The following is an 11,023-nucleotide window of genomic DNA, read 5'->3' as shown; positions in this document are numbered from 1 at the left end:
TATCGGCAGTCCTACTTGATGGCAGTTGCCATCGTTTATAGTGAGATTGAAGAGAGTGATCAGCAGACCTTCATCGATCGACTGGAGTCGTTTATTGACGAGCGTACGTCGGGTGATTATCTAGCCTTCAAAGAAGTATGGGAGGCAATCGACGGTGACGTGGAACCACGGTACCAACGTCAGTTGGCTGATGCGATCATCGAAGCATTGGAAGATGAATCGCTCCCTCCAGAAGAACTTGTAACGGTCATTTACAGTGTACATGGCGAGCTAAGCGAAGGAAAACTACAGCGCTGCGTTGAGATCATGGTGAATGCGATTGGAGATGCTAACACGAAACAGGCTCGCTCAATTTTCAATTTGCTCTCAGACTGCCCCGACTTTACAGAGTCAGAAGACGCGATACTCACTCGGATCGAAAGTTATCTCAACCAGAATAGCACGAATAATACGATGAACAACACAATTGACGGACTGCTAACCGCTGTTGAAGACCGTGGTAATCCAGATCCAGATCGTATTTCACTTATTAAGGAAGATCATCTCTAACGAGACTTATTCTTGAAATCAAATTTGAGAGTGTGAACTCACCACCCGACACCGAGTAAAAAGCACTATCACGAACTTCCGTCCTCCTGTCGAACGTTCTACTCGGGAGTTGAAGTATTGAACGTGGATTTTAACGCTGCGAGTAAATGAAAGCTCAAATGCTCGTTCGACAGACCTCTGCATTTCTTCCGAATGCGGTAGACGGCAGTCCGCAATACCGCGAGTAAGTGGTTTTTGAGCCCCTCGATGGGTGAGGGGCTCGTCGCAGTCACGAGCACTTCAGTTGGTGATTCGTATGGCGATCAGTGACATCTACGAGACGACGTTTGACGAGGACGTACAGCCCGACAAGCAGGGAAGCCAGTGCCCCGAGTGTAACGGTCACGTGACGACTAACACGGTCGAAACAGTGTGTGACGACTGTGGGCTAATCATCGATGAACAACCGATCGACCACGGCCCAGAGTGGCGGGACTACGGGGATGCGGAATCGAACCCGGAACGAACCGGTGCTCCCCTCACCCCAGCCCGTCACGATCGCGGCCTCTCGACGACGATCGGCCGGAACACCGACGCGAATGGAAACACCCTGTCAGGCGACAAGCGCCGACAGCTCCACCGACTCCGTCGCGAGCAACGACGAGGACGATGGCGCTCGAAGTGGGAACAGAATCTAGCGCACGGGCTCGGTGAGGTCCGACGGATCGCGAGCTGTCTCGAGCTCGGTGAGGGCGTCCGTAATCAGGCGTGTCAACTCTTCCGGAGCGCACAGGACGAGGATCTGCTCCGAGGGCGTTCGATTGACAGTATGGCCGCCGCGAGCGTCTATGGCGCGTCGCGCTGTAACGAACTGACCTGGACCGTCGACGACGTCGAGGAGTACGCCCGGTGTGAGTTCTCGAGCCTCCGGAACGCCTACAAGGTCCTGAACAGAGAGCTCAACCTCCCGACACCACCGATGCAGCCGGCGGCGTTCGTTGGGCGGTTCGCCTCGGCGCTAGAACTGCCAGATCGGGTTCGTCGACAAGCCGAACAGTTCGCGGAAGTGGCTGAGCGCGACGGCGTCGTAACGGGTGTGCAACCGACGGGGTTTGCAGCCGCCTGCCTGTACACGGCAGCCCAAGAGACGGGGTGTTACGTGACGCAGACGGATCTCGCGAAGGTCGCTGATACCACTCCGGTGACGATCCGAACGCATCACAACACGCTCGTAGAGCGGTATTGTTGAGTGGTCGATCAAGCAGAACTCACCGATTGCTATTCGATGTTCTATTGCTATTCTCACCGAGATTTAAATACGAAGACGGGTGAACCCGTCAGCGTGACGGGGAAATCGAATCGACAGCTCGACCGAGAGGCGTTTCAGCCCCGTGGGGAAGCCACCCACGTCCCGGATCACCATCTTGATTCGAGACACGGAGGTCACGATCGGCTCGATAGTGAGGGCTATCCAAACGCGGACGAGTCGACGTCGAAGGCCTGCCGAGGGTGTGGACAGCCGATTTCAGCGAAGCAACGCAAGTGTACCACCTGTCTCGAGCACCATATTGAGTCGGTCGGTACGACCGGCGACGAGCATACAGCCCCGACCCCCGTTCCGCGGGTCATCTTCGCCATCGTTGAAGCAACGTGCGACTACACAGCACTCGCGAAAGGAGCAGCGGCGTGTACGCTCCTCCAGCGGCGTAGGGCGAATCCACTCGAGGACTCCCAGCTTATCGACGACGTAGCCGAAACACCGGCAGCTACTCTCCACGACACGTGGGGCGAGCTTCCCGCAGCAGTCCGCATCGGGACGGAGCAGGGTCGGAAGCTCCTGTCGGTGGCGACGAAGCATATTGACCGCGCTGATGAGAGTGACCACGGCAATGGGGAACGATCGCTTCCGCGGCTGTATGATGAGAGCGGCCGCAGCGTTCTGAACAGAGAGCAGATCGAGTCTTGGACCGATACCGCGGATGGTGAACGGTGGCTGATCCCGATACTCGGAGCCGAGCAGCACCCGACTGAAAATCGAACGAAACGCCGGGAGAACCAGAGGTCGAACACTGAGCACATTCACTGCCGACGCTGTGAAGAGACGACGCCTCACCGCTTCAGCGGCCACGAACAACTCCCCGAAGAGGCCTGGGACGGGAACCCGATTTGGCAGTGTCAGGCCTGCGGGACAGCTCGTTTCGGTCCGGTTCCAGAGTGACTACCGCCGGCCATCCAGTTTAACCAACATTCTCCATCCTATCAAGTCCAGCGTTGGTTAATCAGTTGTAATTGATCGCGGACACACCGCCGACCCCCTCGAGATTTTCTGCGCCAATAAATCGGCGAGGCGCTTCCAATGGATCCGCGGGACACACCTGGGTATCGGCTGCATCGAGCGCTCAGCAATCTCAACAGCATCGACACCGAACGGCTGGAGGACGACGATCGCGAGCAAATTGACCGTGCCAGAGCCATCCTTGAGGATGCCAGCCCCCTCACGAGAGCAGACCGAACGGCTGCGGAAACCTCGCCGAGCGGGTGTGGTGAGTAGTTATCGCCCCGACAGGGGCGCGGGGCGATATACGCCCTGCGAGTAACCTATGGCCACGCTCCAAGCAGCGACGACATCGAGTAGTGCAGTCGTCACCGATCCACAGATAGTTCGTGAGCTCTGTGAGAACCACTGTTTTGGCACCCTCAACTGGGAAGTTACTGAGGACGGAGAGTTCTCCATCTGGGGATACGGCGATTTTGAAGTGTACGGTGCGCGGGAGAGCGGCCTCCCGGACTACGACGGCGGGATCGTGACTCACGAATTCCTGCGAGAACTGGCTGGCCACCTCGAAGCCGACGAGGCACTCGATATCCAGACAGCGGGGTTCACGAAGTGTCGGTTCCCGGTTCTAGCAAAGCGGTACGTCGTTCGCCACGGCGAAGTCCTCCACGCGGACCTCAGTTCCCCCGACCCGATCGACGAGTAGCAGTAGTTTCCGATACTGTTTCTTTATTTAGAGTGAGAGCTGAAACAGCCGGTCAGTACAGAACGAGGACATGATGTCACCCATATCCTCACGACAACAATTTATAGATTGAGTGAGTCAAGGTACCATGGTCAACCGGGGAGGACTACTTGTCTATCGTGGATGCACACCGGTCGTTGATGCGGAATACGACTTCGAGAATGATAGCTCTGCTACAGAGGCTGTTTTACGGGCTCTGGCGGACGCTGCCGGTGTTGATCCGACTGAACTCCCACCACTGTTCGATTACGTTGACCCGGACGCCCTTAACGCGCTGTTTGAACCCTCTGATGGCGTCAAGAACGGTGACACGCTCCTCAGTTTTCGCGTAGACACGTGGAACGTGTTCGTCCGCTCCGACGGTCGTATCCGCGTCTGTGATGCGACTCAACCCACCGAACCAGAACCGGTCTTTGAGTAGACCATCGCCTAACACGGCTTCTCTATGTGGCTAGAGATGCTGATTCATTCGCAGCTCCACTTACCGATTTAGCCGCCCCAATTTCAGTACTCATCCCGAATAAAGAAGCCTCGCTAGCAACTACTGGTAGAGTTGTTCGTCCCCCGGGAGGGGTGCGGGGCGATCCAGTCGCGGTCGCCCCGTGAGGTGATTGCTCGATGGGACACCGCGCACTTGTTGCGTACGAACGCACAGACGGACAGTACACGCTCCACTACAGCCATTGGGGCGCAGCGAACCTGAAGCTCAAGCACCGAATCTCGGCTGAGTCGCCGTTCGGTGGCGAGGAGACCGACTCCAAGTGGGCGAAACAGCTTCTCGCAGACCTAGTAGATGGCCTCGAGGCAGATGCCGTCGACGGCTACTTCGCCGGCGATAATCAGCCGTCGACCGTCGTCGATCCGAAACCTCGAGCTACGGGACTCTCCCTCGACGAAATCGTCGCCGATCATCTCGACTACCTGCATCACGAGGCGTTCTACGTGGTGTCGACGACATTCGAGGTAGCCGCCTATCGGACGCTATGGTTCGGTCTGCAGTACGATTCGGAGACGATCAAACAAGACGAGACGGTCGGGAACGGCGCGCTCGCTACCGTGCGCTGGTACGACGGTGAGCCGGTCGGCGACGGCCATCTACAGGGCCAGTTCCAGGCTCTCAAGGACGTCGTAGGCGACATGATCGACAAGGGCGTCTTCACACCGTCGACGGCGAGGCAATATCTCAAGCGGAAGCTGGCCGAATGGGTCAGCGATCGACAGGAATTGCTCATCCCGACCGGCGAATCGCCGTTCGAAAGTGCGAGTGTCGGACACTCGTAGGCGATCTGCTTCGAGGCAGTGGCTGTTTTTCGGGGGCAAAAGGACTGAGCCCCCTTTGGCTCATGATTCGATGACCGAAGAACCAGCCGATGATCCATTCCACGATTGCGAGTTGGATCCCGACGCGATCCTCGGGACGCGAACCTTCGAAGATGTCCTGTTCACTGACGACACGGAGACGCCGATAAACGTGTTAACCGGGGAGACACCAGCGCATTCACGAGCAACCGTCGACGAAGCGAAAGGATTCGCGTCGAGTATCGACACCGACACGCCCCAAATCGCACTCCCAGCCTCGGTCGAGACGCAGATTGAGACCCAGAGCAAACCCTACACCGCAGCTGCGTTCTTTCACTTCAAGGCGACTGGGTCGCTCGAGTTGCATCGAGCGTATCACGCGGCGTACGAATCGGACGTGTTCGCGGTCGACCACGAGACAGACTACGAATCGGGCAATCTGACGATCAGCGTTTGTCGAAGTACGAGGTCACCCTGAAGGCGGTCAGGAAGTGTCCTCTTTCGAGTCGTCGATGAGTATGCGTCCGTGCGCCTCTACAATAACTCGATGGTCAGCATGCGTAAATACGACCTGTGTCGCCTCTCTGTAGCTCTGTTTGAGTATTATATCGAGTGCGTCGGGATCGATACTCTCGGCTAAGGGTGGGCGGATATCGATCGGTTTGACGCCGTTCGCTCTACCCAATGCTCTCAATACCGCCGTACTAGCTTTCTCAGTGTCTGGGTCAAACGTGGCCTCGTACGTCATTCGATACCGTTCCCTGCTACTATTCTTGTGACTGCAAACTCAAATAAGTATGTTCCAACATGCCTGTTGTAAAAAGCACGTTGTACATAGCTTTGTTGTACATATAAAATCCACATAAGAGACCGGACCAACAATAGTTCCTCTACGTTGTATGCCAGACGATGAACGTAGTGGACCTTTTGAGAAACAACACTCCGACGATGAATTACTGACGTTCGTGGAGTCCAACGAGGTCGTAACGACGAAAGAAGTCGCAGAACATTTCGACTACCATCTCCAGACGGCTCGACGTCGGCTCAAGGCACTTGAACAGGAAGGACGTCTCAATAAAAAGGACGTAGGCAAACGATTTGTCTGGTGGTTGCCATCAGAATGAAAACTGCAGATTCCGTTCATCAACACGAAACGGTCGAACGCTCTCCTTAATCTCTGGATAGTTTGTGACCGCGCCGGCGAGCGGTGCCGGCGCATTAAGATGTAACGTCCCGGACCAAAGGAGTGCGTCGGCGTTCCGAGGTGAAACAGATGCACATGGTCATATACGCACTGATAGAGGCATCGACGAAAGACGAGGCGCTTGCCACCGGAAAGACGGTGTTCGATCGGTTGGTCGGAGCCGATCCGTATTCCTGTGCGGTGTTTGATTACTACGTCACCTTTGACGAAGAGGATACGTCCGTCGCTGGTGAGGCGCGTTGGGGTGATCTCCCGACTGCAGTCCCCGTCGACTCCGACGATGGGGAGGAGTTACTCGATCGGGGCTGGGAAGCAACGAAGGAGGAATTCGAGCGCAATCTCGAACGGGTGAGGGAGGCACTCGACGAGTTCTCTGACGAGGAGATCATGCGCGACGAAGATCTCGCTCGGCATGCGTTCCACCAAGTGGGCGCATACGACGGGCCGACGGTGTTCTTGTACACCGAGCACGCGAGCGGTATCCGTCATCGCGAGCAGCTGGATCGAATCCTCGAGGAAATCGAGAACCCCTGGATCGTGCCTGCGGACGTCCACTTCTAACAATGCCCCGAATCACCAACTGGCGGCGCGAGAGCCGTACGCCGGCGCTTAGGTATCGGAACACCGAAACTGGCGCTCGAGCTATCCTGCATCGAGCCCCTGACTCCTACCGCTACAAATGGCGTGGAGCGATCCTCGTCGATGGCTACCCGGTCTGGTCGAGAGGGTACGAGACGAAGGAGGCGACCACGTTCCGGGATGCGCTTCGGGACAGGCCAGCGCCCGAGCTAAGCTGCCCAGAGTGTCTGAACGAGGCTATCGTTATCGGTGGGAAAGCGGCTGACGGCGCAAAAGTCCAGCGCTGGTACGAGTGTCGGAACTGTGGATACGAAGCCCCCTCACAAATCGTGTACGGGGCCGAGCGCTGACTGTACGAACACGCGCTTGGAGTTGTTTTTTCGATCGGGCAAGAGAAATTGACCCGATCAAGCCGGGTCAGTCCACCAATGAGTCTCGAAGTACTCGACCGACACAGTGAGGCACTGTTCGAGTTCCTCTGGTGTCCTGTTTGCGGGCACGAGGTATTCACCAACATTCCCTTCGAAGGGGTGTTTTGCAAGAACTGCAACACGCGGGTCGAATTCCAGGAACCCCTGGAGGATCACGGGTACGAAGATGCCGTGATTGCGCGCTTCGACACAGACACGACCTGGAACCTCCACGTCGACGAGAAACTCCGTCGTGATCTTCCAGATGGGTCAGCGCGAGTGAAGATACTCGGCGCACCGGGCGGCTACGAGGTCGATTGGTGGAGTCCTAAGCCGGGCGAGGAGTGGGAGCCGGTCGAACGTGGTGAGTTCGACGACGTCGAAGAGCCAGAAGCGGTGTCACATCTGGCGTAGCGGAATTCGATTCTTCAGCGATTGTGAGATCGTTGTTGTTGCGCCGGCGATGGGTGCCGGCGCACACGCGCCGGAGAGTATCGATGTCAACACGGAGCCAACTCCGATTCGTCCAACGGAGCGAGACGACAGGTGAACAGTCTGAAACTAACCGCATCGCACAGATCTACCGACACTCGGACGGCTATCCCGACAGCGTCCTTCGAGATCTCGTTCAACTGAAGCAACTGCTCGACGAAACACGAACAGAGCGCGGGCCAGCGTACGCCGCGGCTCAGTTCCTGTTTCTCGACACGCTTTCGACGATGACCCTGTACGTCGATGAGGGGCGTGACCGGAGCATTCACGCCGCTCAGCCCTCGGATCTCCTCGAGCCGGCCAACATGGAACATCTGGACCAGCCGCTGTTCTTGCTCGGCCACGGCGTTGAGAACCCGACAGACGGTATCCACGGTGACGAAGAATACCTCTACGTCGTCGAGCTCCCGACCCGGAATCCGTTCGAGGAGCCGGCCGAGTGGACAGTCAAAGTGAGCGGCCACACCGCATTCCCCAGATGGGATGGCCCGACCGAGGAGGCCTTCGAGCGGGCCAGCTGGCAGTTCCACGGATCGTTGGAGAACGCACTCGCAGAGTTGGTCGCTGAGCCGGCGTGAGTGTGTAACTGGTCTAGATGATGCCGACGAGCATGAGCAGGCCTATGGTGACCAGGAGCGTCGCGACCACGCTTCCCCCAGCCAGTAGTTTGTTCTCCATGGCCTTCTCGTGAAGCGGCATCGCGGCGTATTCCTCGCGGAACGCCTCGAGGTTGTCCTCGTCGTAGAAATACTTCGTCTTCAGTGCAAACCGCTCGGTGACCGCACACCCCGTACAGACCGGCTCTCCCTCCAGCCGTTCGGTCTTGGTGTGGCTGTCGCAGGCAATCGCCCCGCAGTTGGGACAATAAGTGTACGTCTCGTCGACGTCGCTCATCTCGCAGTGAACGCAGCGATGGATTCCGTCCTCGGAGGTCACCCGCGAGGGCCCCGCCGCGTAGTACTCGTAGGAGTAGGTGTAGTCCAGAATGTCGGTCGTGTGTCGAACCTCGGGGAGGTATACCGGCTCGATCGACTGCACCGAGATATCCGAACGGTTCGGTTCGCAGGTCTTGTTGTACGTGACGTTGTTGTCGCCGGTGTATGTCACCGTCGTCGTGTGGTACTCCCGCAGCCGGTCGACGGCCCACTCCTTGTACTCGGTCTGTGTCTGCCCGAACCGACGCTCCTCGAGGCCGTCGAACACCTCCTCGAACTGACCCGGGTCGAGCTCCACCGTCGCATGAAGATTCTCGGTGACCAGCGTCGCGGCATCGTCGTCAGCCACTTTCGGCTGCCCTCGTTCAGCGTGGACGACGAATCGCGTTCGATCGTTTATTCGATGGATGACGCCAACAGAGGTCTCGAAGACGGCATTCGTGTCGGCGGTGACCGCGACTACCGGGCGAAACGTCACCTCCGAGTGCGGCACCGGCAGGTCGGCAGCCTCGATATTCTCGATGTCGCGGAACGCTTCCCGAACGGGCGCGTCGACGTCCGTAGCCGGGTCGTATGGCCGGAGCGTTTCGTCACAGAGGATCTCGATGCGGCCGTTGTAGAGATCCAAGCCGATCTCGTCGGCGATCTCACGGAGATCCTCACCGTCGAGCAACTCGATGGGATGGGGATCATCGTTCTGCTGGAGTCGCTCAGCGTACTCTTGAGCAGGGTGCGTGAATCGACCTGTCGTGACGACCATCCCGCGTTTGGGGCCGTCGAAGTCGAAGGTGGCGATCGCGGAGTGGAGCTTCTGGACGACCGGTCGTCCGACCGTCCCGGTGTGCTTGCACTCAACGACGATGCCACGGCGAGTGCCGTCGACGACCTCCTCCATGATGACGTCCCGACCCTCGTCAGCTATCCGCTCGGCCTGGCGGACGTTCTCGTACCCGAGGTTCCGGAACACGTCCTCCATTACATCCTCAAACTCGAACCCCGAGAGATCATCCAGTACAGCCATCCTGATATAAGTGGAACGTAATTTGCGACTACCAAATATGTTGCCGAACTCAGGGCCGAGAGACGGTGTTGTTACCGTCAGCTTCGAGATCCCCTAGCGTCTCAGTAGGTCGTTCCATTTCTGTTTCTATTTGTACGGCGGTTTCACGGTGGCAACAACACGGACATCGGACTCCTCATAGGCCGGCTCGTAGATCGTTTCGTTCCCGGTCAGGGATTCTGACACCCAGCGAGCGCCGCGGACATATTCCCAGAGGATCTCTCCTGTCGTACGCTCGTATCGAAGCCACTGCCGCTCGTCGTCGCCCATCCCGTGATAGATGACGACGTCGAACGTGCCATCATCCCAGAGGCGGATCTTGCACGTTCGAGGCGCTGGCAGTTCCTCCGCCGCGAGGGCACGCATACGGTCAACGAGTGGTGCGAGCGGTTCCATGGGTGGGATACCATCGGAGTTCATAATTGTGCTGTCCCGTCCTCCCGCAGCCGCGCGGGAGCAACGGTCAGCACGCTGAACGAAAGTGGTCACGTCCGTACCGAGCGATCAGTGATCAACAGCTGCACCCGGGACTGCGAGAAAACGTGACAACGTCTACTGGAGCGTATTCAATCAAAAGCTTACCGACCGGTTTACTCGGGCTGTTTTTGAACCCCCGAGAGGGGTGCGGGGGTATCGGCCCTCCCGCGAAACATCGATGAACGCGAACGCACCGCCAACACCCTCAGAAGGAGTACAGTCAGAACAGCTCGCTCAGAACTACCGAAAGACAGTCGAATACGTCGGCTTTCGTGTTGACGGCAACACTGTCGTCCTGAACCTCGCGGATCATCGGCGGCTCTCCCTCGAGCGCAGCCTCAAGCTCGTCAACCACAGTCCGGGTGGCTTCGAGTGGGGATATACCGGAAGCGGGCCCGCACAGCTCGCCTGTGCGCTCCTCCTCGACTATTACGACGACGAGCAGTTCGTTCGAGAGCATTACATCGAATTCCGGAATCAGGTGGTCAGTCATCTAGAGTGTGCCGGACCCGCGGAGTGCTGGCACCTCACCGGGGAGGAGATCAACGCCGCGCTCGGAGCTATCACCGACGACGTCGTCCCCGTTCCGGACGGTGGTCTGCCGGCGCCGTCGTTGCCTGCGAACTGGCGGACTGTTTCCCGACCCGATCGACGAGTGTTCCAGCGGAATGATCGCGACCACTACATCGTACTCGGAGAGGGCGTCGACGAGTGGCTCATCATCCTGTGTAGCCAAGGAGATCGAGCCTATCCGGCGCCGTTGGCGAGTCGGACGGTCACCGTCGACGGCGACGTCGAACAGGCCATCTGCGATCTCGCCTCGGAGAGTAACGAACTCCTCGAGCCGGCGGAGGGGGAGCACTGATGGAAACGCTACGGCTGTCGCGAGCGACCTACCAGCTCGTCGAGCGAGGTGTCGATGCTCTCGAAAAGGTCGGTCGCGAACTGGAGCGATATAACGACCGCCAGGAGAGGGATCGGGACCAGACCACCGACGACATCCAATCATGACGTGAGCA

18 protein-coding genes are annotated in these 11,023 nt (G+C 58.1%); 15 read left to right on the top strand and 3 right to left on the bottom strand.

The features are described 5' to 3' along the window. The 8 genes from HZR14_RS09735 to HZR14_RS09700 all read left to right on the top strand — a co-directional run. A partial coding sequence (locus tag HZR14_RS09735; protein ID WP_220132522.1) for a hypothetical protein occupies positions 1 to 549 on the top strand: 549 nt, incomplete at its 5' end. 295 nt (positions 550 to 844) lie between these two features. Then, a complete protein-coding gene (locus HZR14_RS09730) occupies positions 845 to 1,777 on the top strand; it encodes a transcription initiation factor IIB (protein ID WP_181692675.1) in 933 nt (310 codons plus the stop codon). 93 nt (positions 1,778 to 1,870) lie between these two features. Next, the gene (locus tag HZR14_RS09725) at positions 1,871 to 2,746 is read left to right on the top strand and encodes a hypothetical protein (protein WP_181692674.1); all 876 of its coding nucleotides are present in this window, start codon (positions 1,871 to 1,873) and stop codon (positions 2,744 to 2,746) included. Between the two features lie 138 nt (positions 2,747 to 2,884). After that, positions 2,885 to 3,079: a DUF8012 family protein gene (locus HZR14_RS09720; RefSeq protein ID WP_181692673.1), complete on the top strand. Its 195-nt coding sequence runs from the start codon at positions 2,885 to 2,887 to the stop codon at positions 3,077 to 3,079. A 49-nt stretch (positions 3,080 to 3,128) separates the two neighbouring features. After that, positions 3,129 to 3,509: a hypothetical protein gene (locus HZR14_RS09715; RefSeq protein WP_181692672.1), complete on the top strand. Its 381-nt coding sequence runs from the start codon at positions 3,129 to 3,131 to the stop codon at positions 3,507 to 3,509. 127 nt (positions 3,510 to 3,636) lie between these two features. Continuing rightward, a complete protein-coding gene (locus tag HZR14_RS09710) occupies positions 3,637 to 3,969 on the top strand; it encodes a HalOD1 output domain-containing protein (RefSeq protein ID WP_181692671.1) in 333 nt (110 codons plus the stop codon). A 197-nt stretch (positions 3,970 to 4,166) separates the two neighbouring features. Further along, positions 4,167 to 4,829 (top strand): DUF6735 family protein, encoded by a 663-nt coding sequence (locus HZR14_RS09705; RefSeq protein ID WP_181692670.1) that lies wholly within the window; start codon positions 4,167 to 4,169, stop codon positions 4,827 to 4,829. 70 nt (positions 4,830 to 4,899) lie between these two features. Further along, on the top strand, positions 4,900 to 5,325 hold the full coding sequence (locus HZR14_RS09700; RefSeq protein WP_181692669.1) for a DUF8025 family protein: 426 nt from the start codon (positions 4,900 to 4,902) through the stop codon (positions 5,323 to 5,325). 6 nt (positions 5,326 to 5,331) lie between these two features. On the opposite strand, the gene HZR14_RS09695 is transcribed toward HZR14_RS09700, so the two are convergent. Then, a complete protein-coding gene (locus HZR14_RS09695) occupies positions 5,332 to 5,595 on the bottom strand; it encodes a HalOD1 output domain-containing protein (protein WP_181692668.1) in 264 nt (87 codons plus the stop codon). 151 nt (positions 5,596 to 5,746) lie between these two features. Here HZR14_RS09695 and HZR14_RS09690 point away from each other — a divergent pair, with 151 nt between their 5' ends. The 5 genes from HZR14_RS09690 (at position 5,747) to HZR14_RS09670 (ending at position 8,110) form a co-directional block, all read left to right on the top strand. Continuing rightward, positions 5,747 to 5,971 carry a FaeA/PapI family transcriptional regulator gene (locus HZR14_RS09690; RefSeq protein ID WP_181692667.1) on the top strand — a complete coding sequence of 75 codons (225 nt, stop codon included), beginning with the start codon at positions 5,747 to 5,749 and terminating at the stop codon, positions 5,969 to 5,971. Positions 5,972 to 6,120: 149 nt separating this feature from the next. After that, positions 6,121 to 6,612, top strand: a complete 492-nt coding sequence (locus tag HZR14_RS09685) for a DUF7995 family protein (protein ID WP_181692666.1) — start codon at positions 6,121 to 6,123, stop codon at positions 6,610 to 6,612. 2 nt (positions 6,613 to 6,614) lie between these two features. After that, positions 6,615 to 6,980: a DUF7568 family protein gene (locus HZR14_RS09680; RefSeq protein WP_181692665.1), complete on the top strand. Its 366-nt coding sequence runs from the start codon at positions 6,615 to 6,617 to the stop codon at positions 6,978 to 6,980. A gap of 78 nt (positions 6,981 to 7,058) precedes the next feature. Further along, entirely contained in the window at positions 7,059 to 7,454 is a 396-nt protein-coding gene (locus HZR14_RS09675) for a DUF7567 family protein (RefSeq protein WP_181692664.1), read from the top strand. 83 nt (positions 7,455 to 7,537) lie between these two features. Next, the gene (locus HZR14_RS09670; RefSeq protein ID WP_181692663.1) at positions 7,538 to 8,110 is read left to right on the top strand and encodes a hypothetical protein; all 573 of its coding nucleotides are present in this window, start codon (positions 7,538 to 7,540) and stop codon (positions 8,108 to 8,110) included. 13 nt (positions 8,111 to 8,123) lie between these two features. On the opposite strand, the gene HZR14_RS09665 is transcribed toward HZR14_RS09670, so the two are convergent. Together HZR14_RS09665 and HZR14_RS09660 are read right to left on the bottom strand one after the other, a co-directional pair. Beyond that, complete coding sequence (locus HZR14_RS09665) at positions 8,124 to 9,488, bottom strand: restriction endonuclease (RefSeq protein ID WP_181692662.1); 1,365 nt, start codon at positions 9,486 to 9,488, stop codon at positions 8,124 to 8,126. Positions 9,489 to 9,614: 126 nt separating this feature from the next. Then, positions 9,615 to 9,923 carry a hypothetical protein gene (locus HZR14_RS09660; protein WP_181692661.1) on the bottom strand — a complete coding sequence of 103 codons (309 nt, stop codon included), beginning with the start codon at positions 9,921 to 9,923 and terminating at the stop codon, positions 9,615 to 9,617. Positions 9,924 to 10,182: 259 nt separating this feature from the next. On the opposite strand from HZR14_RS09660, the gene HZR14_RS09655 reads away from it, so the two are divergent. Together HZR14_RS09655 and HZR14_RS09650 are read left to right on the top strand one after the other, a co-directional pair. Further along, a complete protein-coding gene (locus HZR14_RS09655; RefSeq protein ID WP_181692660.1) occupies positions 10,183 to 10,869 on the top strand; it encodes a DUF6166 domain-containing protein in 687 nt (228 codons plus the stop codon). Further along, positions 10,869 to 11,015: a hypothetical protein gene (locus tag HZR14_RS09650; RefSeq protein WP_181692659.1), complete on the top strand. Its 147-nt coding sequence runs from the start codon at positions 10,869 to 10,871 to the stop codon at positions 11,013 to 11,015. Before HZR14_RS09655 ends, HZR14_RS09650 begins: the two co-directional genes overlap by 1 nt. Positions 11,016 to 11,023 lie beyond the last annotated feature (8 nt).

Source organism: Natronomonas salinimetallica (assembly GCF_013839515.1).
Lineage (GTDB): Archaea > Halobacteriota > Halobacteria > Halobacteriales > Haloarculaceae > Natronomonas.
Note: the sequence above shows the minus strand (reverse complement) of the source record. Positions and strands in the feature narration are given on the sequence as shown.

Bases quoted from the DNA above. Each gene is read 5' to 3' on its own strand.
- HZR14_RS09715 (WP_181692672.1), top strand. From the start codon at position 3,129: ATGGCCACGCTCCAAGCAGCGACGACATCGAGTAGTGCAGTCGTCACC.
- HZR14_RS09710 (WP_181692671.1), top strand. From the start codon at position 3,637: ATGGTCAACCGGGGAGGACTACTTGTCTATCGTGGATGCACACCGGTC.
- HZR14_RS09685 (WP_181692666.1), top strand. From the start codon at position 6,121: ATGCACATGGTCATATACGCACTGATAGAGGCATCGACGAAAGACGAG.
- HZR14_RS09730 (WP_181692675.1), top strand. From the start codon at position 845: ATGGCGATCAGTGACATCTACGAGACGACGTTTGACGAGGACGTACAG.
- HZR14_RS09665 (WP_181692662.1), bottom strand. From the start codon at position 9,488: ATGGCTGTACTGGATGATCTCTCGGGGTTCGAGTTTGAGGATGTAATG.
- HZR14_RS09705 (WP_181692670.1), top strand. From the start codon at position 4,167: ATGGGACACCGCGCACTTGTTGCGTACGAACGCACAGACGGACAGTAC.
- HZR14_RS09695 (WP_181692668.1), bottom strand. From the start codon at position 5,595: ATGACGTACGAGGCCACGTTTGACCCAGACACTGAGAAAGCTAGTACG.
- HZR14_RS09680 (WP_181692665.1), top strand. From the start codon at position 6,615: ATGCCCCGAATCACCAACTGGCGGCGCGAGAGCCGTACGCCGGCGCTT.
- HZR14_RS09690 (WP_181692667.1), top strand. From the start codon at position 5,747: ATGCCAGACGATGAACGTAGTGGACCTTTTGAGAAACAACACTCCGAC.
- HZR14_RS09720 (WP_181692673.1), top strand. From the start codon at position 2,885: ATGGATCCGCGGGACACACCTGGGTATCGGCTGCATCGAGCGCTCAGC.
- HZR14_RS09670 (WP_181692663.1), top strand. From the start codon at position 7,538: ATGTCAACACGGAGCCAACTCCGATTCGTCCAACGGAGCGAGACGACA.
- HZR14_RS09700 (WP_181692669.1), top strand. From the start codon at position 4,900: ATGACCGAAGAACCAGCCGATGATCCATTCCACGATTGCGAGTTGGAT.
- HZR14_RS09660 (WP_181692661.1), bottom strand. From the start codon at position 9,923: ATGGAACCGCTCGCACCACTCGTTGACCGTATGCGTGCCCTCGCGGCG.
- HZR14_RS09675 (WP_181692664.1), top strand. From the start codon at position 7,059: ATGAGTCTCGAAGTACTCGACCGACACAGTGAGGCACTGTTCGAGTTC.
- HZR14_RS09655 (WP_181692660.1), top strand. From the start codon at position 10,183: ATGAACGCGAACGCACCGCCAACACCCTCAGAAGGAGTACAGTCAGAA.
- HZR14_RS09650 (WP_181692659.1), top strand. From the start codon at position 10,869: ATGGAAACGCTACGGCTGTCGCGAGCGACCTACCAGCTCGTCGAGCGA.